Source organism: Asanoa iriomotensis (assembly GCF_016862515.1).
GTDB classification, from domain to species: domain Bacteria; phylum Actinomycetota; class Actinomycetes; order Mycobacteriales; family Micromonosporaceae; genus Asanoa; species Asanoa iriomotensis.
Genome location: NZ_BONC01000063.1, coordinates 23791 through 47567, shown reverse-complemented (window position 1 = coordinate 47567; position 23777 = coordinate 23791). Strand labels below are relative to the sequence as shown.

The 23777-nt window shown below is 70.0% G+C and carries 20 protein-coding genes and 2 pseudogenes; 11 read left to right on the top strand and 11 right to left on the bottom strand.

Annotated features, from left to right (window positions below; all coding sequences use genetic code 11):
- Positions 1-237: 237 nt before the first annotated feature.
- Complete coding sequence (locus tag Air01nite_RS32130; protein ID WP_203707107.1) at positions 238-483, bottom strand: hypothetical protein; 246 nt, start codon at positions 481-483, stop codon at positions 238-240.
- Positions 484-1367: 884 nt separating this feature from the next.
- On the opposite strand from Air01nite_RS32130, the gene Air01nite_RS32125 reads away from it, so the two are divergent.
- A complete protein-coding gene (locus Air01nite_RS32125; RefSeq protein ID WP_203707106.1) occupies positions 1368-2117 on the top strand; it encodes an SDR family NAD(P)-dependent oxidoreductase in 750 nt (249 codons plus the stop codon).
- Here the strand turns inward: Air01nite_RS32125 and Air01nite_RS32120 are convergent.
- A complete protein-coding gene (locus tag Air01nite_RS32120) occupies positions 2104-3021 on the bottom strand; it encodes a LysR family transcriptional regulator (protein WP_203707105.1) in 918 nt (305 codons plus the stop codon). The two genes, Air01nite_RS32125 and Air01nite_RS32120, sit on opposite strands and share 14 nt — an antisense overlap.
- A gap of 177 nt (positions 3022-3198) precedes the next feature.
- On the opposite strand from Air01nite_RS32120, the gene Air01nite_RS32115 reads away from it, so the two are divergent.
- Together Air01nite_RS32115 and Air01nite_RS32110 are read left to right on the top strand one after the other, a co-directional pair.
- Entirely contained in the window at positions 3199-3747 is a 549-nt protein-coding gene (locus Air01nite_RS32115; RefSeq protein WP_239091105.1) for an NUDIX domain-containing protein, read from the top strand.
- Between the two features lie 258 nt (positions 3748-4005).
- Positions 4006-4575 (top strand): DUF1062 domain-containing protein, encoded by a 570-nt coding sequence (locus tag Air01nite_RS32110; protein WP_203707104.1) that lies wholly within the window; start codon positions 4006-4008, stop codon positions 4573-4575.
- Positions 4576-4598: 23 nt separating this feature from the next.
- Here the strand turns inward: Air01nite_RS32110 and Air01nite_RS32105 are convergent, their stop codons facing one another.
- The gene (locus tag Air01nite_RS32105) at positions 4599-5102 is read right to left on the bottom strand and encodes a SecDF P1 head subdomain-containing protein (protein ID WP_203707103.1); all 504 of its coding nucleotides are present in this window, start codon (positions 5100-5102) and stop codon (positions 4599-4601) included.
- A 326-nt stretch (positions 5103-5428) separates the two neighbouring features.
- Between Air01nite_RS32105 and Air01nite_RS32100 the strand changes: the two genes are divergently transcribed.
- Positions 5429-6295, top strand: a complete 867-nt coding sequence (locus Air01nite_RS32100; RefSeq protein ID WP_203707102.1) for an alpha/beta fold hydrolase — start codon at positions 5429-5431, stop codon at positions 6293-6295.
- A gap of 63 nt (positions 6296-6358) precedes the next feature.
- Here Air01nite_RS32100 and Air01nite_RS32095 read toward each other — a convergent pair whose 3' ends face one another.
- Positions 6359-7072: a copper homeostasis protein CutC gene (locus Air01nite_RS32095; protein ID WP_203707101.1), complete on the bottom strand. Its 714-nt coding sequence runs from the start codon at positions 7070-7072 to the stop codon at positions 6359-6361.
- A gap of 2 nt (positions 7073-7074) precedes the next feature.
- Positions 7075-7821, bottom strand: coding sequence for a helix-turn-helix domain-containing protein (locus Air01nite_RS32090; protein WP_203707100.1), 747 nt, complete (start codon positions 7819-7821; stop codon positions 7075-7077).
- Positions 7822-7885: 64 nt separating this feature from the next.
- On the opposite strand from Air01nite_RS32090, the gene Air01nite_RS32085 reads away from it, so the two are divergent.
- The 3 genes from Air01nite_RS32085 (at position 7886) to Air01nite_RS32075 (ending at position 10546) form a co-directional block, all read left to right on the top strand.
- Positions 7886-8446 (top strand): TIGR03086 family metal-binding protein, encoded by a 561-nt coding sequence (locus Air01nite_RS32085; RefSeq protein WP_203707099.1) that lies wholly within the window; start codon positions 7886-7888, stop codon positions 8444-8446.
- Positions 8447-8496: 50 nt separating this feature from the next.
- Positions 8497-9474: a sigma-70 family RNA polymerase sigma factor gene (locus Air01nite_RS32080; protein WP_203707098.1), complete on the top strand. Its 978-nt coding sequence runs from the start codon at positions 8497-8499 to the stop codon at positions 9472-9474.
- A 73-nt stretch (positions 9475-9547) separates the two neighbouring features.
- Positions 9548-10546 carry an NADPH:quinone oxidoreductase family protein gene (locus tag Air01nite_RS32075; RefSeq protein WP_203707097.1) on the top strand — a complete coding sequence of 333 codons (999 nt, stop codon included), beginning with the start codon at positions 9548-9550 and terminating at the stop codon, positions 10544-10546.
- Between the two features lie 8 nt (positions 10547-10554).
- On the opposite strand, the pseudogene Air01nite_RS32070 reads toward Air01nite_RS32075, so the two are convergent.
- From Air01nite_RS32070 to Air01nite_RS32050, 5 genes and pseudogenes are all read right to left on the bottom strand, one after another.
- Positions 10555-12078: pseudogene (locus Air01nite_RS32070) on the bottom strand (glycoside hydrolase family 13 protein); the annotation flags it as partial.
- Positions 12075-13319, bottom strand: a complete 1245-nt coding sequence (locus tag Air01nite_RS32065) for an ABC transporter ATP-binding protein (RefSeq protein WP_203707095.1) — start codon at positions 13317-13319, stop codon at positions 12075-12077. The pseudogene Air01nite_RS32070 and the gene Air01nite_RS32065, both read right to left, overlap by 4 nt.
- Before the next feature lie 154 nt (positions 13320-13473).
- Positions 13474-13944: pseudogene (locus Air01nite_RS42070) on the bottom strand (carbohydrate ABC transporter permease); the annotation flags it as partial.
- Between the two features lie 215 nt (positions 13945-14159).
- Positions 14160-15113: a carbohydrate ABC transporter permease gene (locus Air01nite_RS32055; protein WP_203707094.1), complete on the bottom strand. Its 954-nt coding sequence runs from the start codon at positions 15111-15113 to the stop codon at positions 14160-14162.
- 8 nt (positions 15114-15121) lie between these two features.
- Positions 15122-16429: an extracellular solute-binding protein gene (locus Air01nite_RS32050; protein WP_203707093.1), complete on the bottom strand. Its 1308-nt coding sequence runs from the start codon at positions 16427-16429 to the stop codon at positions 15122-15124.
- Positions 16430-16577: 148 nt separating this feature from the next.
- On the opposite strand from Air01nite_RS32050, the gene Air01nite_RS32045 reads away from it, so the two are divergent.
- Together Air01nite_RS32045 and Air01nite_RS32040 are read left to right on the top strand one after the other, a co-directional pair.
- Positions 16578-17594: a LacI family DNA-binding transcriptional regulator gene (locus Air01nite_RS32045; RefSeq protein WP_239091104.1), complete on the top strand. Its 1017-nt coding sequence runs from the start codon at positions 16578-16580 to the stop codon at positions 17592-17594.
- Positions 17595-17667: 73 nt separating this feature from the next.
- Entirely contained in the window at positions 17668-18057 is a 390-nt protein-coding gene (locus Air01nite_RS32040) for a RidA family protein (protein WP_203707092.1), read from the top strand.
- On the opposite strand, the gene Air01nite_RS32035 is transcribed toward Air01nite_RS32040, so the two are convergent.
- Positions 18054-19037, bottom strand: coding sequence for an ArsR/SmtB family transcription factor (locus Air01nite_RS32035; protein WP_203707091.1), 984 nt, complete (start codon positions 19035-19037; stop codon positions 18054-18056). The two genes, Air01nite_RS32040 and Air01nite_RS32035, sit on opposite strands and share 4 nt — an antisense overlap.
- A 173-nt stretch (positions 19038-19210) precedes the next feature.
- Here Air01nite_RS32035 and Air01nite_RS32030 point away from each other — a divergent pair, with 173 nt between their 5' ends.
- Both Air01nite_RS32030 and Air01nite_RS32025 read left to right on the top strand, forming a co-directional pair.
- Positions 19211-21679, top strand: a complete 2469-nt coding sequence (locus tag Air01nite_RS32030) for a M14 family zinc carboxypeptidase (protein WP_203707090.1) — start codon at positions 19211-19213, stop codon at positions 21677-21679.
- A gap of 213 nt (positions 21680-21892) precedes the next feature.
- The gene (locus Air01nite_RS32025; RefSeq protein WP_203707089.1) at positions 21893-23776 is read left to right on the top strand and encodes a Xaa-Pro dipeptidyl-peptidase; all 1884 of its coding nucleotides are present in this window, start codon (positions 21893-21895) and stop codon (positions 23774-23776) included.
- Position 23777: the final 1 nt, after the last annotated feature.

Below are 23777 nucleotides of genomic sequence, written 5' to 3'. Positions count from 1 at the left end.
TAGAGCACCGCTTCCTCACCCCCGTCCGAGCACGAACGCGCGTGCCTTCCACTTCGCAACGCGAGGCGATGTGGCGAGCCGGCCGCTCGGTTACTGGGATCCCACCGGAGTGGTTGCCAACTCGGCCGGGTTACCCTTCGGCGAGAATCCGCAGGGGTAGTTGAAGGTGCTCCCGGAGCAGGACGGGTACCTGCGCAGCCGCTGGGACGAGCGCAACTGGCGCAATGTGCCACGGCCTCATGGCCTGTCGATGGGATAGGCGACGTCAGGCTCCACCACGATGGGGGAGATCTCCGCGTGGACCGCGGCGTGAGCGTAGGCGTCGGCGAAGGCGGCTTCCCTGGCGCCTGGTTCGTCCGGCCTCCGCTCGCCGCACCAGTCACATTCGCAGGCAGCCCAGTAAAAGGGCGGGAATTCGTCCCTGTCTTTGACGTACATCACGCGAACGCTTTCGATCTTTTCCCGCTTCTTCCACCAAGCCATTGCAAACTCCCATCAAAACCGTCGGCGGGGCCGTCATCGCACATCGTTTAGGGCGTGCGCCGGGGAAGACCGGGTGGTCGGGGCCGTGATCGAGCGCCACGAACACGCCGAACCTTTCGATCGCGGTGACGGTGCCGGAAAGAAGCAGCAGACCTCCACCTGACCTCGGACCTCCCCGACCACGACGTATGCGCAGGTGACGAGTATGCCTGGCGCAACCAGGAACCCGGTTCCGCCGACGGCACCCGATGTGGACACCGAAAACACAGACCGGGCGAATACCGCGTCCGGGTCACCGGTTTCCAGCACGACGGCATCGTGCTGGAAGGCTCGCCGCCGCCGCCATCGACCACACCGTTGCAAAGGACTAACCGAGCAGACGACGACATCCCGGACCGGCTCAAAGCCAGGGCCGCAGTTGTCCGTCGGGCGACTCCCACCCTCCATGTAAGGCGATCCCACTGGAGCAGATCGCGGCCGTTGCGGTCAATCGCCCACGTACACGTCCGTGACCAGGGACAACCGCCGGGACGGTGCGCAGTCGTGGCCTGTATCCCGCCGGGGCACGTCACAGAGCTGCAAACGCGCAGCGCGGGTCGATGTATGGGCGCGGAACGCGCAGGGATCGCTGCTCCAGGTTGACTGGCGGTGGGACCGCAGCCCGCACAGGTGTCAAAGCAGAGGACTCGCGGTTGCCGGTTCGGGCCTCGCATGGCGCACCCCTGGTTCGAGCCCCGTGGGGCCTCTCCGATGCCGACACCGATACCTGGCGGTTATCGGCGCATGCACAACTGGTCATTGTTGGTCCCCGCTGCGCGCAGTGTGCTGGAGGGGCGGGCGATCAACGGGTCGCCCGCTCCGGCAACACATCAGGGAGTTCAGCAATGGGTCAGCTCGACGGCAAGGTCGCCGTGGTTACGGGCGCGAGCGAGGGGATCGGGTTCGCGGCTGCGGCGCGATTCGCCGAGGAGGGCGCGCATGTGTACCTCACCGGGCGGCGGGAACAGGAGCTGGCGTCGGCTGTGGCGCGGATCGGGGCCAGCGCTAGTGGGGTAGCCGGCGACGTCACCGACCTCGCTGACCTCGACCGCCTCTTCCGGACCATCGACGCCGACCGGCGCCGCATCGACGTGCTGTTCGCCAACGCCGGCGGCGGCGAATTCGTCCCGCTGACCGAGGTGACCGAGGAGCACTACGACCGCACCATGCGGCGCAACGTGCGTGGCACCCTGTTCACCGTGCAGAAGGCCGTACCGCTGCTCAACGACCACGCGTCCGTCATCCTCGCCTCGTCCATCGCGGCCGGAACCGGGGCGGCCGGTCTCGGCGTCTACGCGGCGTCCAAGGCGGCGATCCGCTCGCTCACCCGCACCTGGGCCAACGAGCTCGGGGAACGCGGTATCCGGGTCAACGCGCTGGCCCCGGGCAGCACCCGCACGCCGGCGTTCGAGGTCGCCCGCCCGACCGGCGTCACGCCCGAGGAGTTCGAGGCGATGATGTCCGGGCCGGTGCCCCTCAGGCGCGTCGCCGACGCGGTGGAGCAGGCATCCGCGGCCCTGTTCCTTGCCTCCGCGCAGAGCAGCTACGTCACCGGCATCGAGCTGCTCGTGGACGGCGGACTCACGCAGATCTGACCGGCGACCGGTCGCGTCGGCGCACATCCGGGACCGCCGCGGACTCCGGCGCCGGGCCAGGGCCGGCGGGCTCGGTGGCGGCGGCGCCGGGGAGCTGCCCACTGCTGATCGCTACCGCGATCGCGGTGCGGACGAACCGGTCGCGCGTGGCCAATGCGGTGGCGCGGGGCCAGGCCAGCACCAACCGTGTCCCCGGCAGGTCCGCCACCGGTACGGCGACCACTGACGGTCCGAGCCGCCCGGTCGCGCTGGCCCCGATCACCACGACAAGCTGTCCCAGCGCGACCCGGTCGACGATCTCGTCCAGGCTGGCCGGCGGGCACTGATCATGGAACTGCTCCTCGGCCTGCAGCTCCCGAACGGTCACGCTGTCCCGCCCGGCCAGCGGGTGCCCGAGCGGCAGCAGCGCGACCGGGTCCTCATCGAGGAGCGCGACACTGTCCAGCCCGTCAAAATCCTCGTTGTCGCAGATCAGCGCCATGTCGGCAGTACCGTCGCGGACCGCCGCAGCCAACTCTGGGGTGAACACCGTCTCGACCGGAACCGGATCGGGCCCACGCCGGTAGGCGTCCAGGACCCGGGGCAGCAGCCCAGCCCCCGTACCCGAGCGCACCGCGAGCACCAACCGGCGCGGTTGCGCCGCCTGCTGGGTACGCCGCACGGCGCCATCCACCGCCGCGAGGGCGCCACGGCTCTCGCGCAGGAACACGTCGCCGGCCTCGGTCAGGCGGACCCGCCGGCTGGTGCGGTCGAACAGCCGCACACCCATCCGCCGCTCCAGGCGGATGATCGCGCGCGACAGCTGGGGCTGCGCGATGCCCAGCCGCTCGGCGGCGCGACCGAAATGCAGGTTCTCCGCGAGGGCGATGAAGTACACGAGCTCTCGAACCTCGAGATGATCCATGCCTGGAGGATACCCGCAGGGGGTACCGCCGCCGACTCCCAGAACCTCTCCGACCTGCGCGTTCAGTCACCCTGCGCGCGGGCGGCTCTCGCCTGCGACGCGCACCCGTGTGCAGTCGGGGCCATCGGTGCAGGCGGTTCAAGACCGCTCCGGCGAGGCCGATGTTCGGTTCGGGGCATGAGTTTCGTGCACCTCGGGCGTGCGTCTGAGCGGCACGAACTGTTCGCAGCTCGCCGTCGCACAGCCCGCTGGGGCGGCCCTCCGCCCATCGGCTCGGACGACAGCGATCTTGTCGTATCCCTCTGCTCTAATCCCGCCATGCATATCGTCGTCTGCGGCGCACTGGTGGAGAACGGCGCGGTCCTGCTGGTGCACCGCAGCCCGACCCGACAGGCTTACCCGGATCTCTGGGATCTGCCCGGAGGGCACGTCGAAGCGGGTGAGTCGGACCTACAGGCCCTCGCGCGTGAGATGCACGAGGAGCTGGGAGTTCACATCGTGGCGGAGTCCTCGGCACGGTTGGGCGACCTGCATGCCGGCAGCGGCGAGGACGCCGTCCGCGTGAGCGTCTGGCACATCAGAGACTGGGTCGGCTCTCCCACCAACCGTGCGCCGCAGGAGCATGACGACATCGCCTGGGTCGGGATCGGCGACCTGGGCGACCTTCCCCTCGTGTTTCGCGCCCTGCCGGCATTGCTCGAGGGCGCGTTGTCCAGCCAGGCCTAGCCGCACGAACCGTTGGACCTGTCCGGAAATCCGTTTGTGTTCTGCGGTCGCGTTCTCGTAGGTTGCCGGGCACCCCTTCGCTGTGCGGACAGAGGACGAACCGCGTGACCACGCCTGCTCTTTAGACCTGACGTTTCCTCCGTGCATTCGCAAGGCCGACGCCCCGTCGGTCTTGCCGGGCTGCCCGCGTGCGCCCGTTCATGCAGCGATCGAGGCCGCGCGTAATCGGCCTCGGGTCAGGTCTTCAGAGAGATCGTCATGTCTTCACAACCTCATATCGCGCTGCCCTGGGTCGTTCGCCGCACCGGGCTGCCGCTGCTGTCGTTGCGGTGCGTGGACTGCCCATCGAGGTCGGCCACCACCGGCAGGGGCAGATTCCGTGTCAACGCCAACGGCAAACTCCTGGACGTGTGGCTTCTGGTCCGTTGCGTGTCCTGCGATCGGACGAGCAAGCTCACGGTGCACGAGCGAGCGCGGGTCAGGTCCCTCGATCCGGCATTGCTCGACGGCTACCACTCCAACGATCCGGCGCTCGTAGCCGCCACCCTGCTCGACCCACAGTTCGCTCGACGCCTAGGGATCGCCCTCGACTGGCAGGGAGCCTGGCAGTTGGACGCTCCACCCGCACCACTCGACGAGTCGTGGCCGCGGCACGTTGCGGTCGTCTTCGAGGACGCGGTGCCCATTCGGCCCGACCGGCTCATCGCGCAAGGGCTCCGACTCAGCAGAAACGAGGTGCTGCGGCGAATCAAGTGCGACATCTCCCTCCGCCGCCCGACGAGCGTCGGATTCACCTTCATCGTGATGACGAAGACCGCTACGTACTGATGTGCCTTTCCGTCGGCTGAGAGTCACCGAAGCTGCCGCATCAGGGTTCCAGCGTCGGCTTCGGTGAGGCCGGGGATATCTAGCCAATTGCCGCCGAGCGGTTCAAGGAGCTGGGGCGCCGCCACAATCCTGCCCTGGACACTGATGGCGATCTGGCGCCCAGCAGCCCGAGCGGTCCAGGCAGCGAACTCACCGCGGTCTGCCGGCGTAAGGGTCACCTCGACGGCAAAGCCGCCGAAACCGTCCTGGACGGACTCGATCCGTTCGGCCCTCGTGACATCAAGGCCTTGATCGAGGAAGTAGCACCAGTCCCCGTCGCGTCCTGGACCGGGCACACCGCCGCTACCCGCGACACATGCCGCCTCGTCGATCCGGGTGACCACCGCCACCGACACCGAGTTGCGGAGCTGCCGCGGCGTCATCGGTGTGGCCACCGCGGCCGGCGGCTGAGTCCCTCGATGCTGCGAGGCGGTGCACGCGAACGACCCCACGGCGACGGAGATCGCGAGAACGGCCACGATCGCCACGGATCGCGAACGCCGGCGCCGCACAGTCATGTCGCCTTCCAATCCGGAACGTCGGGCGCTCACGAGCGATTCCGATCATGTCATCGGTGTGCAACGCAAAACTTGAGCGATTCTCTCTTTTTGTCCAGGACTCCTGCTGGCGATGAGTACGGTGAGGCTCAGGCGATCGAAGGAGGGAACCCGCCGCGGCACCGGAACCCGCCGCCATAGGCCCGTGTGCTCGCTCGGCGGTGTTCCCGACCCCGTTGCGGCCTCGGCTGGGTTGCGTTGGCGCGATGTGCAACTGCCCGCGCTCGAAGACGACTGACCAACGGGGGACAAGAGACATGCTCGGAATCTCGCTACGTCGGCCGAAGATCATCGCCACCACGCTCGTCGCCGCGGCGCTCTTCACAGCGCTCGGCTCAGCCGCCCCGAACGCGCTCGCGGACGGTGGTCCGCGACCGGACCTCGGCGGGGGGCAAGAGGCCAAGCCCACCATCGTCCTTGTGCACGGTGCCTGGGCCGACGGCTCGAGCTGGAGTCAGGAAGTCAGCAACCTCCAGGCACTCGGCTACGAGGTCCAGGTCGCGCCGCAACCCAACCGGGGGCCGTCGGTCGACACCGGCTACCTGCAGGACTTTCTGTCCACCATCGAAGGTCCCATCGTGCTCGCGGCCCACTCCTACGGCGGCTTCGTCGCCAGCAACGCCGCGACCGGCAACAGCAATGTCAAGGCGCTCGTGTTCGTCGACGCCTTCGCCCCGGACGAAGGGGAGACCCTGGCGGGGCTCACCGCCGGCTCCGGCTCAGTACTCGAGCCGGCCTTGACCGACCCCACGAGCGTCTTCAAGCTCGTGCCGTTCCCTGGCGCACCACAGGGTGCGGTCGACTCGTACGTCCTACCGGAGGTGTTCATCACCGGGTTCGCCAACGACCTGCCCCGGCAGCAGGGTGCGGTGCTCGCCGTGTCCCAGAGCGCGTTGGCCACCAACGCCTTGGCCGAGGCGGCGACCGAGCCGGCGTGGAAGACGATCCCCTCGTGGGCCGTGATCGGCACCGAGGACCTGGTTATCCCGCCGGCCGGCCAGGAGGCGATGATGACCCGGGCGGGGGCCACCATCACCCGGATCGACGCTTCGCACCTGGGGCTGATCTCGCATCCCGACGAGGTCACCGAGGTCATCGTCGAGGCGGCCAAGGCGACCGCCTGACGGGCCTCTGACACGGCAACAGCCCGTGGCCGCGTGGGCCGACCTGGCACACGCGGCCACGGCTCATGATTTCTGAACCGCGCAGAGTGCGGTCACCTCGTCCGGGTCGGTCTCGAAGCGGTCGTAGCCGGGTGGGACGCCGACGCCCGCATAGGACACATCGCCGGCGAGGGCGGTGCCCGCGGGTCGGCGGGGCGCCGCGTGCAGGTCCGCGACGCCGGTCGCGGCGATGACCAGCGCGGCGTTGCCGGCCCGCACTCCGCCGCACGCCATCACGGTGACCCGAGTCCGGGTGGCCAGGTCCTTGATGAGTGGCGCACCGTCGAGTGCGGACCGGCGCCGGCCCGAGGTCAACACCCGCGTGAAACCCAGGTCCGCCAACCGGTCCAGGGCCCGGCGGGAGTCCGCGCTGACGTCGATGGCGCGGTGGAACGTCGTCTCCAGTCCCTCGGCGGCGTCGACGAACCTGGCACAGTCGTCCGCGACCGTGCCGTCCCCGGCCAGGGCGCCGACGACCACGCCCGCCGCGCCGTGCCGTCGTGCGGCGGCGATGTCGCGCACGACGAGGTCCACCTCGTCGCGCGAGTAGTGGAAGTCGCCCGGTCGTGGCCGCACGAGGACGTGCACCTCGGCCAGGTCTGCGGCGGCCTCGATCAGCCCGACGCTCGGGGTGAGGCCGCCCTCGGACAGGCCGGCGCACAGCTCGACGCGCGCGGCGCCGGCCCGGGCGGCGACCCGAACACCGTCGATCGACTCGACACTGATCTCGATGCGCACGACTAGTACCGCTGCGCGTACCAGGTCGGTGGCTCGCCGAACATGCTCTTGAAGTCGCGGATGAAGTGACCCTGGTCGGCGTAGCCGAGGTCCGCCGCCAGCGCGGCCCAGTCGATCTCACCGCCGGCGGCCATGCGTGCGGTCACCTCGTGCAGGCGGTAGCGGCGGATCACCCACTTCGGCCCGATGCCGACGTACTCGGCAAAGAGCCGTTGCAGCCCCCGGATGCTCAGCCCCAGCTCGCCTGCGAGGCGTTCGACCCTGGTCACGGCCTGGTCCGCGGCGATCAGCTCGACCGCGGCCGCCGCCTGCCGCACCAGCGGGTCGTCGCCGTCCGGGAGGTGCCGCAGCAGGAACGCGTCGACGGTCGGCACGTCGAGCGTCGCAGGCAGGTCCGGGCCGAACACCTCGGTCGCCGGGACGACGCGGTCGGTGATCGTCGAGACGGAGGCACCGAGGAACGGGCGGAAGCAGCCCGGCCGGAACGCGACGCCGAAGACGTGGCCGCGGCCCTCGAGGACCTTGATCTGGTAGCCGCTGCTCACGCCGTTGACGTCCGCGCGGCCGACGCCGAACGACAGGTGCACGTTCGGGTACGGCACGATCTTCTGCCGGTAGGGCTCGGCGTAGTCCCAGCGAGCCTCCCAGTAGCGCTCCACCCACGGCGCGAGCGCCGGCGACGGGGCGTGGAACGCGTGGCGCTGATACCTGGTCCACGCACTCCGCAGCTCACGAACGTCCCGCCCCACACGGCCGAGTTTATGTCGCCTTTGTTCAATACCGCTCCGGCCCCTGCCGCCTAGCGTTCAAGCCATGTCACACCTTTCCCACGCGGCCGAGGCCATGGCCACGGTCGCCCGCGGCATCACCGACGACCAACTCGCCAACAAGACCCCGTGCACGGAGTACGACGTGCGGGCGCTGATCAACCACCTCCTCTTCTGGGGCCCGTCGCTTGCCGCCGCCGGCCGCAAGGAATCCGTGCCGCCGCCGCCGGCCGACGCCGACCTGGCGGCCGGCGACTGGCGCGGCCGCCTCCTCGCCCTGCTGGACGAGATGACCTCTTCGTGGGCGCCGCCGAGCGCCTGGGAGGGCGAGACGAGCATGGGCACGCCGCAAATGCTGCCTGCCCCCGTCATGGGCGAGATGATCGTCGGCGAGTTGGCCGTGCACGGCTGGGACCTGGCGGTAGCGACCGGGCAACGCCTGGAACTACCCGCCGACCTGCTGACGCATCTCCACGGCACGATCCTCGCCGGCGTGGAGCAGGGCCGGGAGATGGGCATGTACGGACCGGAGATCACGGTGCCGGCCGACGCACCCACCCTGGACCGCATCCTCGGCCTGACCGGCCGTGATCCCGCCTGGGCGTAGAGGCGGCGTTTCACGCAGGCGACCACGGTCGGGGTGTATGAATTGGCAACGTGGATGACGAGCGGGTCGCTGACACCACCGGGTTCGTCGAGGCCAGCGAGCCGTTCCGGCGTGAGCTGATCGCGCACTGCTACCGCATGCTCGGCTCGATCCAGGACGCCGAGGACGTCGTGCAGGAGACCTATCTGCGGGCCTGGCGGTCCTACGGCGGGTTCGAGGGGCGGTCGTCCGTGCGCACCTGGCTCTATCAGATCGCCACCAACAGGTGCCTGACCGAGTTGGGGAAGCCGAGCCGACGCGTTCTCCCGTCCGGGATATCCGAGTCGGAATCCGATCCTGACGCGCCCCTGGCCGCGGCCACGACCGAGGTGACCTGGTTGGAGCCGGCGCCGGACGCGGTGGTGCTGCCGGACTCGGCCGATCCCGCAGCCATCGTCGCCGCGCGTGCCGGAGTGCGGTTGGCGCTCGTCGCCAGCTTGCAGTACCTGCCGCCGATGCAGCGGGCGGTGCTGGTCCTCCGGGACGTGCTGGCGTTTCGGGCCGACGAGGTCGCGGCCATGCTCGGCACCACGACGGCGTCGGTGAAAGGCGCGCTGCACCGTGCCCGGGCGCGAATGGAACAGTTGGCCCTGGCCGACGGCGAGGTCAGCGAACCGGACGATCCACGCGCCCGGGCGCTGCTCGACCGATACATCGCAGCGTTCGAGAACGCCGACGCCGACGCGTTGGAGCGGCTGCTGGTGGCGGATGCCACGCTGGAGGCGACGCCGCTGCGCACCTGGTTCCGCGGCCGCACGGTCTGCGTGCCGTTCCTGCGCAACCAGTTGCTGGGCTCGCCGGGCACCTGGCGCCTGCTGGCCACCAGCGCCAACGGGCAGCCGGCCGCGGCGGTCTACACCCGCGACCAGCACGGCGACTATCAGCCGTACGGCGTCTGCGTGCTCACCGTCACCGATGCCGGCATCAGCCGGATCTCCTCGTTCGGCGACCCGGCGCTGGTCGCCGTGTTCGGATTCGGCCCTTGGTAGCGGTCCCTTTGCCGGTCCGGGCGGGTCTACCTGGGTGTAACGACATACACCCGAGGCAAGGAAAACGATCTCCATGACCGTCTCCTCCACCATGCGAGCCCTGCGGCAGACATCGCTGAACGGCCCCCAGGACCTTGAGCTGATCACGGACGCACCAGTGCCGGTCCCGGGCCCGGACGAGATCCTGATCCGGGTCACCGCCGCCGGGATCAACTTCGTCGACCTCCAGCAGGCCACCGGCACTTTTCCGGGTGGCCCGCAGCCGCCGTACGTCGCGGGCATCGAAGCCGCCGGCGAAGTCACCCGCGTGGGTGCGGCCGTGACCGACCTGGAGCCCGGCGACCACGTCATCGGTGTCGGCATCGCGGGCGGCGCCTTCGCCGAGTACATGGTGTTGCCCGCGGTCGCCGCGGTCCGCGTGCCGGTCGGCTGGTCCGACGAGCAGGCGCTGGGCCTGGTCGTGAGCTGGCCGACGGCGCTGGCCGCGGTCCGGCCCCTGGGCCGCGTCGCCCCCGGGCAGACCGCCCTGATCCACGCCGCGGCCGGCGCGACCGGCCAGGCCGCGGTCACGATGGCCAAACACTACGGCGCGACGGTGATCGCGGTCGCGTCGCCGGGAAAGCACGATGTGGTACGCACGCTCGGCGCTGACCACGTTCTGGACTCCGACAGCACCGACCTCGCCGACGACGTCCACCGACTGACCGCCGGTGCGGGCGCCGACCTGGTGCTGGAATCCGTCGGCGGCCGCACCCTGGACGCCAGCCTGGCCGCGGCCAAGCGGATCACCGGCCGGGTCGTCGTCTACGGCCTCGCGGGCGGGGAGGCCACGATCACCAACTGGGACCTGGTCTACAAGCACCAACTCCACCTGATCGGCCTGAACATCGGCGTCCTGATCCAGGCCGCGCCGCAGATCTTCGGCGACGTCATGGGCGAGCTGTTCGCACTCATCGCGGCCGGCGTGCTCGGCCCCGGCCGGCCCACCACCTACCCGCTGGCCGACGGGTCGAAAGCACTCGAGGAACTGCGCGCACGGTCCACCGTGGGCAAGCTGGCCCTGCTGCCCTGAGCGGGCTCCCGGTACCAGGCCGCGGTGGCTCCCGGCAGCGTGCCGTCGGCGGCGGGTGGGCCGCTGGTCAGCAGCGGCGATGCCGACGTCGGCACCTGGACCGGAGCGTCTCCGACGTTGACCACGCAGAGGAAGTCGGTGCCACGGCGGAAGGCCAGCACCTCAGGCGGTGCGGGCAGCCAGGTCAGGTCGGCGGAGGCCAGCGCCGGGATGCTGCGGCGGTGGGCCAGCGCGGTGCGGTACAGGTTCAGCATCGACGCTGGGTCCGTGGTCTGGCGCTCGACCGTCAGTGCCTCCCAGGCCCGCGGCTGCGGAAGCCAACTGGCCTGCCCCGGGCCGAACCCCAGCGAGGCTGACGCGCCCGACCACGGCAACGGCACCCGGCAGCCGTCGCGTCCTGGCTCGGCGCCGCCGGTGCGGGTGAAGACCGGGTCGCGGCGCACGCCGTCGGGCAGGTCCTCGACCTCCGGCAGGCCCAGTTCCTCGCCCTGGTAGACGTAGGCGCTGCCGGGCAGGGCGAGCATGAGCAGGGCGGCGGCGCCGGCGCGCCGGAGGCCTGGAGCGCCGCCGCCGTATCGGGTGACGTGCCGGACCACGTCATGGTTGGACAGCACCCAGGTCGGCGGCGCGCCGACCCGCTCGAGCGCCCGCATGCTCTCGTCGACCGCCGTCCGCAGGGCGGCCGCGTCCCACAACGCCGTCAGGAAAGCGAAGTTGAACGCGGTGTGCAACTCGTCGGGGCGCAGATACAACGCGAGCCGGTCGACGCTCTGCACCCAGATCTCGCCGACGAAGACCCGGTCGCCCGGGTACGCGTCCAGGACGCGGCGCCAGCCGCGGTAGACGTCGTGCACCTCGTCGAGGTCCCAGTGTGGATGGATCGCCCCGGACTCGTGCACGTCCGGCATCGCCGGGTCCTTCGCCAGGCCGTGCGCGACGTCGATCCGGAACCCGTCGACACCCCGGTCGAGCCAGAACCGCAGGATGTCGTGGAACTCCTCGCGCACTTCCGAGGCCGTCCAGTCGAGGTCCGGCTGCTCCGGCGCGAACAGGTGCAGGTACCACTGGCCGTCCGGCACGCGGGTCCAGGCGCGACCGCCGAAGTTGCTCGTCCAGTTGTTGGGTGGCTCGTCGCCGCGCCCGTCGCGGAACAGGTAGCGGCCCCGCGCGGGGTCGCCGGGCGCAGCCGCCAGCGCCGCCTCAAACCATGGATGCCGCGACGACGTGTGGTTCGGCACGAGGTCGATGACGATCCGCAGGCCGACCGCGTGGGCGTCGCGAATCAGCGCGTCCGCGTCGGCCAGCGTGCCGAACCGGGGGTCGACGTCGCGGTAGTCGGCCACGTCGTAGCCGTTGTCGGCCTGCGGCGACGGATAGAACGGGTTGAGCCACACGGCGTCGACACCGAGGTCGCGCAGGTAGGGCAGGCGGGACCGGACGCCCTGGAGGTCACCGATCCCGTCGCCGTCGGAGTCGGCGAAGCTCCACACGTACACCTGGTAGATCACCGCGTGGCGCCACCAAGGGGTCACCGCGCTGCCGCATCGGGCGCGTCCATCCGGTCCCGGAAGTCCTCCTCCTCGAGGTGGGCCAGGTCGGCCGCGGCGGCCTCGTCGCGGGTGAGGTTCTGCCCGGTACGCGGGTCGAACAGGTGCATGCGGCGGGTGTCGGCCCAGAACTCGCCCTCGTGGTTCTCACGGAGCCGGCTCATCGCGTCGATCTTCACGATCAGCTGCGTGCGCAGGGCCTCACTGTCCAACTCGGCCGCCAGGTCGGCGAGCTGCCTGGTGACCTCCGGGCCCGCCTCGAACGGGATGTACGCGTACTGCGAGTCACCCAGCCACTCGGTGACGTCGACCCGGGCCCGAAACACCGCGCCCTTGTCGCGCTTGGCAGGGTCGAGCAGGCGGGCGTCCTCGAAGTGGTCCGGCCGCATGCCGGCGATCAGCAGTTGCCCGTCGTCGACCTTGCCGACCACGTTGGCCGGCAGGTCGAGGTCCAGGAACGGCAGTCGCAACCGCGTGCCGGCGACGACCGCGGGAAGGAAGTTCATCGGCGGGGAGCCGATGAACCCGGCCACGAACATGTTGACCGGCTGCTCGTACAGCTCGCGCGGTGAGGCGACCTGCTGCAGGAAGCCCCGGCGCAGCACGGCGACGCGGTCACCGAGGGTCATCGCCTCCGTCTGGTCGTGCGTCACGTACACCGTCGTGGTGCCGAGCCGGCGCTGCATGCGGGAGATCTCGGTGCGCATCTGCCCGCGCAGCTTGGCATCCAGATTGGACAGTGGTTCGTCGAACAGGAACGCGTCGACGTGGCGGACGATCGCCCGGCCCATCGCCACCCGCTGGCGCTGGCCGCCGGAGAGGTTGGCGGGCTTGCGGTCCAGGTGCTCGTTCAGCTCGAGCATGGCGGCCGCCTCGTGCACCCGGCGCCGCACCTCGTCCTCCGCGATGCGCTTCTGCAACCGCAGGGGGAACGCGATGTTCTCGAACACGGTCAGGTGGGGGTAGAGCGCGTAGTTCTGGAACACCATCGACAGGTTCCGGTCGCGCGGCGCCTTCTCGTTGACCCGGTCGCCACCGATCACCATGTCGCCCGAGGTGATGTCCTCCAGGCCGACGATCATGCGGAGCAGGGTCGACTTTCCGCAGCCGGACGGCCCGACGAGGATCATGAACTCGCCGTCCGCGATGTCCAGGCTGACGTCGTTGACCGCCTTGAAGCCGTCGCCGTACTCCTTGACGATGTTGCGCATCTCGATGGCTGCCATGCCGAGTTCCTTTCAGCCCTTGACGGCGCCGTTGGTGAGACCGGCGACGATCTTCCGTTGGAACAGCAGCACGAGGACGACCACCCGGGATGGTGACGACCACGGCGGCGGCCGCGATGGGCGCGGTCGGCTGCGAGAACTGCGAAGCGCCCTGGAAGAAGGCGAGCGCGGCGGGTACGGGTCGGGCGGCCTCGCTGGAGGTCAGCGTGATGCCGAAGACGAAGTCGTTCCAGACGGCGAAGAAGGTGAGGATCGCCGCGGTGAACACGCCCGGGGCGGCGAGCGGGACGATGACCCGGCGGAACGCCTGCCAGGCGGTGGCGCCGTCGACCTGGGCGGCCTGCTCCATCTCCCACGGGATCTCGCGGAAGAAGGCGGCGAGGACATAGACCGACAGCGGCAGCGAGTACGACAGGTACGGGATGATCAGGCCGAGCCACGTGTCGTACAGGCCGATGGTCCGCCAGAGGTTGAACAGCGGGGTGGCGATCGCGATGACCGGGAAAACGGTGATCGCCAGCGCGACGCCGAGCACCAGTCGCTTCCCGGGGAAGTTCAACCGGGAGATCGCGTAGGCCGCCAGGGTGGCCAGCACCACCGAGATGGTCGTGGCGATCAGCGACATGCCGACCGAGTTGCGCAACGCCGTGGTGAACAGGTCGGAGGCGAAGACCGTGCGGTAGTTCTCCCAGCTCCACACCGTGGGCAGGAACGACTTGTTGGTGATGTCGTCGCCCTCCTTGAACGAGAGCGACACGATCCAGAGCACCGGGATGATGGCGTACGCGATGATGAGGATCGCGCCGACGATCCAGAACACCTGGGTCCTGCGGCTGGTCTTCACTTGCGATCACCCCTCTGCTGCGACAGGTCGGTCTTGAAGACCTTCACGAACATCACCGCGATGAGGACGACGAGAACGGCGAGGATGACGCTGACCGCCGAGCCCAGGCCGACCATCACCCGGCTGATCGTCTGCCGGTACGCGAGGAACGACAGGGTTTCGGTGCCCTGAGCGCCGGCCGTCATGATGAAGACGCTGTCGAAGATGCGGAACGCGTCGAGCGTGCGGAACAGCAGCGCCACCATGATGGCCGCTTTCATATTGGGCAGGATCACCCGCTTGACGCGCTGCCAGGCCGTGGCGCCGTCGACCTTCGCCGCCTCGAGGTAGTCGTCGGGGATCTGGGCCAGGCCGGCCAGCAGCAGCAGCGACATGAACGGCGTGGTCTTCCAGATCTCGGCGACGCAGACCGTGAACAGGGCGGACCAGGTGCCGCCGAACCAGTCGTAGTCGCCGAGGCCGAACAGCCCGTTGACGAAGCCGTAGGTGTTGCTGAACCCGTACGCCCAGGCGTAGGCGGAGACGACCGTGATGATGCCGTACGGGACGAGGATCGCGGTGCGCAGCGCCGTGCGCAGGTAGAGCGCGCGGTGCATGACCATGGCGAGCGCGAAACCGAGCACGAGCTCGGCCGACACGGTCACCACGGTGATCAGCGAGGTGACACCGAACTGCTTCCAGAACAGCCCGTCGGTCAGGATCGTCACGTAGTTGCCGAGGGCGACGAAGTCCCGCCCCGCCGGATCGGTCAGGCGGTAGTCGAACAGCGACAGCCAGACGGCGTTGAGGATCGGGTATCCGGTGACCGCGACCATCGCGATGAACGCCGGTCCGGCCAGCAGCCAGCCGAGGTTCCGCTCCTTCCGGGCGCGGTCGGTGACGGGAGCTCGGCGGTGCGGGCGCGTGCGCGCGGGTGTGCTCGGCGGTGCGGCGGGAATCGTCGTGCTCATGGCCGCTCCTAGATCAGTCTCTCGTTGGACAGGACCGCCTCGAGAAGGTCGTTGGCCGCTCGCGGCGTGGTCTCGGGGGAGAGCGAGTCCGGCGGGTGGAAGGCGGTCTGGATCGCACCGGTCACGTCGCCGTAGTAGGGGCTGACCGGTCGCGGCGTCGCCGCGTCGAGGCCGGTGCGGATCTGGTCGGCCATCGGGAACTTCGCGCGGATGTCGGGGTCGTCGAAGACCGACCCGAGGGCGGCCGGGTTGCCGGCGGAGATCATGAACTCCTTCTGGCTCCGCTCGTCGGCCAGGCACCGGATGGCCTCCACCGCCAGGTCCTGCTTGCGGCTGAACGCGCTGATCGACAGGCCGAGACCACCGGACGGGGACGCGCTCTCGGTGCCCGCGTCGACGCGGGGATAGGCGGCCCACCCGACGTCGTCCTTGAAGTTCGCCGGCAGCGAACCCTCTTCGATGCCCGCGTCCATGGCGGCCCAGACGTACGGCCAGTTGACCATGAACCCGCCGGTCGCGGCCTGGAACGCGGCACGGGAGTCCTCCTCACCGGCCGTGCTGAAGCCGGCGGGTGCGGCCGGCGAGACCGCGAGCTCGTGCATGATCCGGGCGGCCGCGGCGCCGGCTGGACTGTCCAGCCCGGCCTCGACCTGGTCGGCGGGCACGTTCTCGGAGCCGGGCTGCAGGATCGAGCCGCCGGCCGACGCGACGAGGGCGTTGACCCAGACCATGAGGCTCTCGTTGCGGCGTCCCTGCGCGGCCACGGTCACGCCGGCGCGGCTCGCACCTTCGATGAGCTGGTCCCAGGTGACCGGGCCGGCCGACGGGTCCACGCCGGCCTTCTGCAGCACGGACTTGCGGTACCAGAGCAGTTGGGTGTTGCCGTAGAGCGGTGCGGAGTAGAGCGTGTCGCGGAACGTCGACTGCTTGAGCGGGCCTTCGAGCACCCCGTCCGAGAACTCCTGCCGTTCCTGGTCGGTGAACGCGCGCAGGAACCCGGCGTTGGCGAACTCCGCCATGAACGGCGGGTCGACGCTCACGATGTCCATCGAGCGGTCCTCCGCGGCCAGCCGGCGCAACAACTGCTCCCGGCCGCCGGCTGCGTTGTTCGGCAACCGCTGGATGTCGAAGGTGTACGCCCCGCCGGACTCGGTCGCGCAGCGCGCGGCCACGTCCGCCTGCGCCGCGTCGGCGATGTAGTAGGTCAGCGAGGTCGCCCCACCCTCACCGCCGCCGCATCCGGAGAGGGCGCAGGCCGCGGCGAACAGGACGAGAGCAGAGCCGGCCACCCGCCGGTGAGGTCGGTGTCTGACCACGGTGCCATCCCTTCTGCGGTGAAGGTGCACGCCTTGGAAACGCTTGCGGAAACAAGCCTCGATGTGATCTGCGTCTCATGTCAATAGTCGCTTTGTGCAGCGATTGTTACCTCGGAAACGCTTCCATGATTTTGCTACGCTCAACGCCGTGGCGTTGCACGAGAAAGTCAACATGGCCGATGTCGCGCGCCGCGCCGGCGTCTCGATGGCCACGGCCTCACGCGCCCTGAGCAACCACCCGCACGTGGCTTCGCAGACGCGCGCCCGCGTACTGGCGGCTGCCGAGCAGCTGTCCTATGTGATCTCGCCGGAGGCGTCCCGCCTGGCCGGTGGCGTCACCGGCCGGGTCGCGGTGGTCGTGCCGCACATCGCACGCTGGTTCTTCGCGACGTTGCTGGAGGGCCTGGAGTGGGTGCTCCGCGACGCCGGCCTCGACGTGCTGCTCTACCACGTCGGCGACGCCGAGGACCGGCGCGACTTCTTCCAGCGGCTGCCGGCCCGCCGCAAGGTCGACGCCGTGGTCGTGCTCGGCATGCCGATCCGCGACGAGGAGCGCGACCGGCTCGAACTCATGGGCGTCCACATCGTCGCGGCCGGCGGCCAGGTCGAGAACTATCCGTATGTCGCCATCGACGACCTGTCCGCCGGGCGCCAGGCCGTCGACCATCTGTTGTTCCTGAGGCACCGCCGGATCGGCATGATCGCCGCCGTCGACCCGGCGGAGCCGGGCTGGCCGGCCGCGCCGGGGCGCACCCGGGCCTACGAGGTGGCGCTGCGCGAAGCCGGCCTGCCCACCGACCCCGACCTGGTGGTCACGATCCCCTGGGGCGGTCTCGCCGGCGCCGACGCGATGTCCCGGTTGCTGAGCCTGCGCGAGCCGCCGACGGCCGTCTACGCCCACTCGGACGAGGTGGCCCTCGGCGCCGTCCGCACCCTGCGGCGGGCCGGCCTGCGGATCCCGGAGGACATGTCGGTGATCGGCATCGACGACCACCCGATGGCCGAGCTCGCGGACCTCACCACGGTCGCGCAACCGGTGCACGAGCAGGGCAGACTCGCCGGCCGCATGCTGCTGTCCCTATTGGCCGGCGAGCCCACGACGGGCGGCGTCACCGTGCCCACCCAACTCGTCGTCCGTGGCTCGACGGGACCCCCGCGCATCTGAGCGCCCTTCGACGGTTCGGTGATCCGGCGAAACGTTCGCGTGTGCGTCGGCCGTGCGCCTAGCGTCGGCCGCCATGACCTACGAGATCGAGCAGCTCAACCCCCCGATCCTTCCCGAGCGGACCGGCGCCTACACCCACGGCACTCTGGTCACCGGTGCCCGCCGGACCGTTTTCGTCAGCGGGCAGGTGCCCTGGGCCGAGCAAGGCGTCGTCCCGACCGACTTCGGTGACCAGTGTCGGCTCACCTGGCGCAACGTCCTGGCCGTTCTCGCGGAGGCCGGCATGGGCGTCGAGAACCTCGCCAAGGTGACGACCTATCTGTCCGACCGCGCCTACCGCGAGGAGAACGGCCGCATCCGCCACGAGGTCCTCGGTGACCACCGCCCCGCGATCACCATCATCATCACGGACATCTACGCCCCGGAATGGCTCCTGGAGATCGAGGCGGTCGCCGTCGACTAGGCGATGAAGGTGTCCAGCAGCTGCCAGCCCAGCGGTGTGGGCTCATGCCGGGAACGGCGGGCCTCGCGCTGCGTCGTCACCAGGCCCGCGCGGCGCAGGTGGGCGACGTGGGCCGAGGCGGTCGAGGGCGCGACGCCCAGTGCCGCCGCCACGTCGCCGGTGCCGCAACCCGGTCTGGTCGCGAGGATCCGCAGCACCGCGGCCCGCCGGGCGCCGATCGGGTCGGCCAGGCGCCCGCCGAGGGCGCGCGGGTCCTGCCAGAACGCCGCGGCCGTGCGGGCCGGGTAGAAGAGCATCGGCTGTTGCCGGTCGTTGAGCTGCCGGTGCACGCCGTCGGTGAGGAACATGCTCGGCACGAGCACCAGCCCCCGCCCGTTGAGCGGGTAGTCGGGCTCGGGCGGGCCCGCGTACTCCAGGAATGGGTAATGCCAGCGCACCAGCTCGGGGTGCAGCGTCGCCAGCATCGCCTCGACGCCGTGCCTGGCCGAGAGCCGCGCGCGATGCGCCACGTCGGCCGCGAGCTGCGCGTGCAACCGAGGCCAGTCCTCGGCCAGCAGGGCGCGGTGCAGGGCCACGAACGACGTCGCCAGCGCGCGTCGCCCGCGGTCCGGATGCGCCACCAGGTCGTCGACGACCTTCATGGGTGTACGCACGACGGCGCCGAACGCGGCCGTGTCGGCGGAGACCGGCGCGGCCGGATCGTCGAGCGCGGCGCCGAGCTCGTCGGCGAAGCTGCGCGCGACGCCGGGCGGCTCCGGTGTCAGGAAATCCGGCATGTGGCGCGGATGGGCCGAACACAGCGCCACCGCGGGCGCGGCCGCCGGGGGCAGGATCCGGCGCGCGGTGTGCCGCCACGCGGCCAGCCCCGGCGGCGCCTGCCGCAGACCCAGACCGCGGGCGGCCTTCAGCGTCTCCTGGAACGGCAGGACCGCGAACCGGATCCGGCCGAGATCCGGCCCGGAGACGACGAGGCGCGGCACCGCCCCACGATAAGCGACCGGCCCGGCGCCGGAGCAGCTCAATTAATACTCAAGATCCGTTGCGCACGACGGTCGGAACGAAGGATGCACATACGCTGACCTGACCCAGCCTCGCTCGTGACAAGTGTCCTCAGTAGACCGTCCGACCCGAAGCGCAGAAAGAAGGAGGAAGTATGCGACGCAGACGACTGCGGATCGCACTTCTCGCGCTGCCCGCCCTGGTGGCGAGCAGCGTCCTCATGGCAACACCATCGGCGGGCGCGGACCCCGCGGATTCCACCGCCGCCGGGCGGTCCCTCCTGGAGGCCACCGACGGGGCTACCGCCGTCCGTGTCGAGCTGAGCGGCGCCGACCTGCTCAGCAAGGTGAACGACGCCGGCTTCGACATCGAGCACGGCCTCAAGCGGGTGCCGAACGGCATCGAGGGCGAGGTGATCGCGACCGTCGACGAGATCGCACAGCTCAAGGCGATGGGCGTCAAGGTTCTCGCCGACGGCGAGGGCTTCGAGTGGCCCACGGTGGCGGACGGCGGCCTCGCACCCGCCTTCGGTGCGCGGTCCGTGCAGACCCTCACCCACGAGGAGACCGTGCGGGTCGTCCGGGCCGACTGGTTCACCACGAAGGGCCAGGGCTTCCTCTACGTCGAGGCCCGGACCACCGAAGGGGCGCAGACCACCCCGATCGTCGGCATGCAGCTCGAGAACAACTCGGGCAAGGACACCCCGTTCGGCTTCGCCCGCACGATGAGCCGGTTCGTCGACTCCGGGCAGTACATGTTCCACCGGAACCTGTTCAAGCTGGACACCCGTCCCAGCCAGATCAAGGTCACCAGCTCCACCGGCGGTGTCGCCACCGGTGACGTCTCCGACTGGCTCGAGAACGCTCCGGCGCCGCTGACCGAGCGCCCCGGCTACCAGTACGACTTCATCGACGGCTACAAGCACCCGCAGCAGTTGTACGCGCGGGCCGAGGAGATCGCCAAGCAGTACCCGGACATCGCCGAGATCATCTACCTGCCGAACAAGACGAACGGCTACCAGCGCAAGGCGCAGGCCACGATCGGCGGCACCGGCCAGTCCGCGGTCGTCGTCAGCTCGGCGGCGTGGGGCCACGAGGGTGGCAACGACATCACCGTCGCGTTCGTCGACCGGCCGGGCGCGAGCCTCCCGCTCGGCGTCGAGGTGACCGGCAAGGCCATCCGCGTCCTGCTCGCCAAGGACGCCGCGGGCGCGCTCGCCAGCACCGCCGCGCAGGTGTCGGCGGCGTTGGAGACCCAGTCGCAGGGTCTGGTCGACCGGGCGCACCCGTACCGCACCAACGCGGGCACCGGCATCGTCGCCGCGACGGCGAGCCCGGTCGCGCTGACCGACACCCTCGGCGAGAAGCGCGTCGGCGCGCCGGAGGGCGAGGTGCCCCGCGGCCCGAAGACGATCCCCGTGCTGCGGATCGGCAAGCACCGCGACGGGCGCAACCCCGGCGTCCTGATCCAGGCGCAGGACCACGCCCGCGAGTGGGTGCCGGCGACGGCCTCGCTGGAGGCGGCCGAGCGTCTGGTCCGGAACTACCGGACCGACCAGGAGACGAAGAAGATCGTCAACGACACCGACGTCTTCTTCATCCTGTCCAACAACCCCGACGGGGCGAACTACAGCTTCTACAACTTCGCCTCGCAGCGGAAGAACATGACCAACCACTGCCCCGACGTGGACGCCGACCCGGGTCGCCGCAACTCCTGGGGCGTCGACCTGAACCGCAACTACCGGGTCGGTTCGGGCTTCGACGGCTACGACGGCGGGTCGTTCAGCTGCACCAGCGGCACCTACCAGGGCCCCGAGGAACTGTCGGAGCCGGAGTCGAAGAACATCATCTGGCTGGTCGAGAAGTACACGAACATCAAGTTCATGATGTCGGTGCACTCCAACGGCGGCCAGCTGTTCTGGCAGCCCGGCGCCTACATCGCGGACGGCCGGATCACCACGCCGCGCCCGCCGCTGGGCGACGAGGCGTTCTACTGGCAGTCGGCCGGCCGGATCCTCTCGCAGGTCAAGGCGTTCCGGGAGACGGTCGTCACGCCGGAGAACGTCGGCGGTTCGTCGGACGTCCTCTACTCGTCCGCGGGCAACGTGCGTGAGGACCTGTACCACACGTACGGCATCTTCGCCTTCGGCTGGGAGGTCGGCGGCTCGGTCTACAACCCGGCCACCGGCAACTGGCAGGGCGGCTCGTTCCAGCCGGAGTGGGTCGGTGACCCGCACCTGGTCAGCGGCCACTCCGAGACGATGGAGTACGCCAACGGCCTCATGGAGATGTTCCGGGTCGCCGCGGACTGGGGCAAGGACAAGCAGAAGCCGACGTCCGACCTCGTGCCCGGCGGCGGCACGTTCACGGGCTCGGTCGACGTGCGCTTCGAGACCAGCGAGCCGGCGACGATCTACTACACGACCGACGGCAGCCGGCCCACCCTCGAGTCGCCCCGTTACGAGGCGACCGAGTTCCGTGAGGGTGGCCAGGTGTTCCACGTGACCGAGACGACGACGTTCAACTGGTTCTCGGTCGACGCCGCCGGCAACGTCGAGAAGGGCTACGACCCCGACAAGAACGGCAAGAACTACCGCAAGGCGACGATCACGATCGTCGACTAGCGACCCGCGTACGAATGGCCGCCGCCAGGACCGAGCATGGTCCTGGCGGCGGTCGCGTCCTGGCAGAGCGTTCGCGGGCCACCGCTCGTGATCATCATCATCCTGCTCAGGACGGGACACGGCCGGCGTCAGGCCTAGCATGACCAAGTGGATCATCGTGATCCACCCCCGCCGATACCCCTCGGCGACCCCTCTCGAACGGAGAGTTTCTCCATGCGCAGACCCTCCAGTCTGGCACTCCTCGGCGTCGCGATATCCGGCACGCTTGTCGTGGTCGCGACCGCAGCCCCGGCGGCGGCTCAAGAGGCCGAAACGCCGTCCCCACACATCGTCGTCAGCGGCGGGATGACCCAACCGGTCTTCTCGTTCGCCGACGCGATCGAGGAACGGGTCTATGTCGAGACCCCTGTGGACACCGATCACGACGGCCGGCTCGACCGGGTCGCGATCGACATCTCGCGACCCCTGGAGACAGAGACCCAGGGCTTCAAGGTTCCCGTGATCTTCGAGCACAGCCCGTACCGGAAGGGCACCTGGGGCGACGTGCCGTACCCGAGCGTGCTCGTGGACGAGCTGCCGCAGAACGGCTTGTCGAGCCGGTCGCGTGCGCTCGCCGGCCCGACGCCGGCGCCGAACGCCGAGGCCAAGGCCAACCTGCCCGGGTCGCTCGACGACTACTACGTGCCGCGCGGCTACGCCGTCGTGCTCGGCCAGAGCGTCGGCACCGGTGACTCGGACGGCTGCCCGACCAGCGGCGACCAGGCCGAGACGCTCGGCACCAAGGCGGTCATCGACTGGCTCAACGGCCGCGCCAAGGCGTTCGACGCCGCCGGCGCGCCGGTCGACGCCGACTGGACCACCGGCGCGGTCGGGATGACCGGCGTCTCCTACAACGGGACGCTGCCCAACCAGGTCGCCACGACCGGGGTCAAGGGCCTCAAGACGATCGTCCCGGTCTCCGCGATCAGCAGCTGGTACGACTACTACCGGGCCAACGGGCTCGTCGTCGCCCCGGGCACCTACCAGGGCGAGGACCTCGACATCCTGGCCCAGTACACCGCCGGAGAGGCCCGGGCCCTGGGCGACTGCGTCGACGAGCTCGCCCAGATCACCGAGCAGCAGGACCGGATCACCGGTGACTACTCGAAGTTCTGGGAGGACCGCGACTACCGCGACGCCAGCGACGTGAAGGCCAGCGTCTTCGTCGTGCACGGCCTGAACGACTGGAACGTCAAGACCGAGAACTTCGCCGGCTGGTGGGATGAGCTCGCCAAGCGCGACGTGCCGCGGAAGATCTGGCTGCACCAGGGCGGGCACGGCGGTCCGGGCAACAACGCTTCGGTGACCCTGCCGAGCGGCCAGGCCTGGACCTACAAGCAGACCGAGAACCGGTGGTTCGACTACTGGCTGTGGAACGTCGACAACGGGATCATGGACGAGCCGACGGCCGTCGTGCAGCGCGAGGACCGCAACTACACGACGTACGCCAACTGGCCGGACAACGCCGCCAAGGACGTCGCGCTGCGGCTCGCCGCGACCGACCCGACCACGACCGGCACGCTGACCACCGGCAAGGCGCCGAAGGACAAGGTGGAGCAGAGCTTCGTCGACGAGGGCCGGACGATCCGCCCCAGCACGCTGGTGGCGGGCCCGGAGACGACCAGCCCGAACCGGCTCGCGTACGTCTCGCCGGCGCTCGGCCAGAACGTCCGGATCTCCGGCCGTCCCGAGATGCGGCTGCGGATGGCCATCGAGAACAAGCCGGACGCGAACCTGACCGTGTACCTGGTGGACTACGGCGTGGCCGGCTCGACCGCCGCGCCGACCGTGGTCACCCGGGGCTGGATGGACCCGCAGAACCGCAAGAAGGCGTCGAAGACCGACCAGCTCAAGCAGGGCAAGATGTACGACTTCAGGTGGACCCTGGAGCCGAAGGACTACATCTTCCAGGCCGGGCACCGGATCGGTGTCGTGGTGTTCTCCAGCGACCAGGACTACACGCTGCTCCCGCTCGGCGGCACCGAGCTGCGGGTGGCGCCGAACGACAGCGAACTGCGCCTGCCGGTCGTCGGTGGCCCCGCCGTCCTCGGTTTCTGAT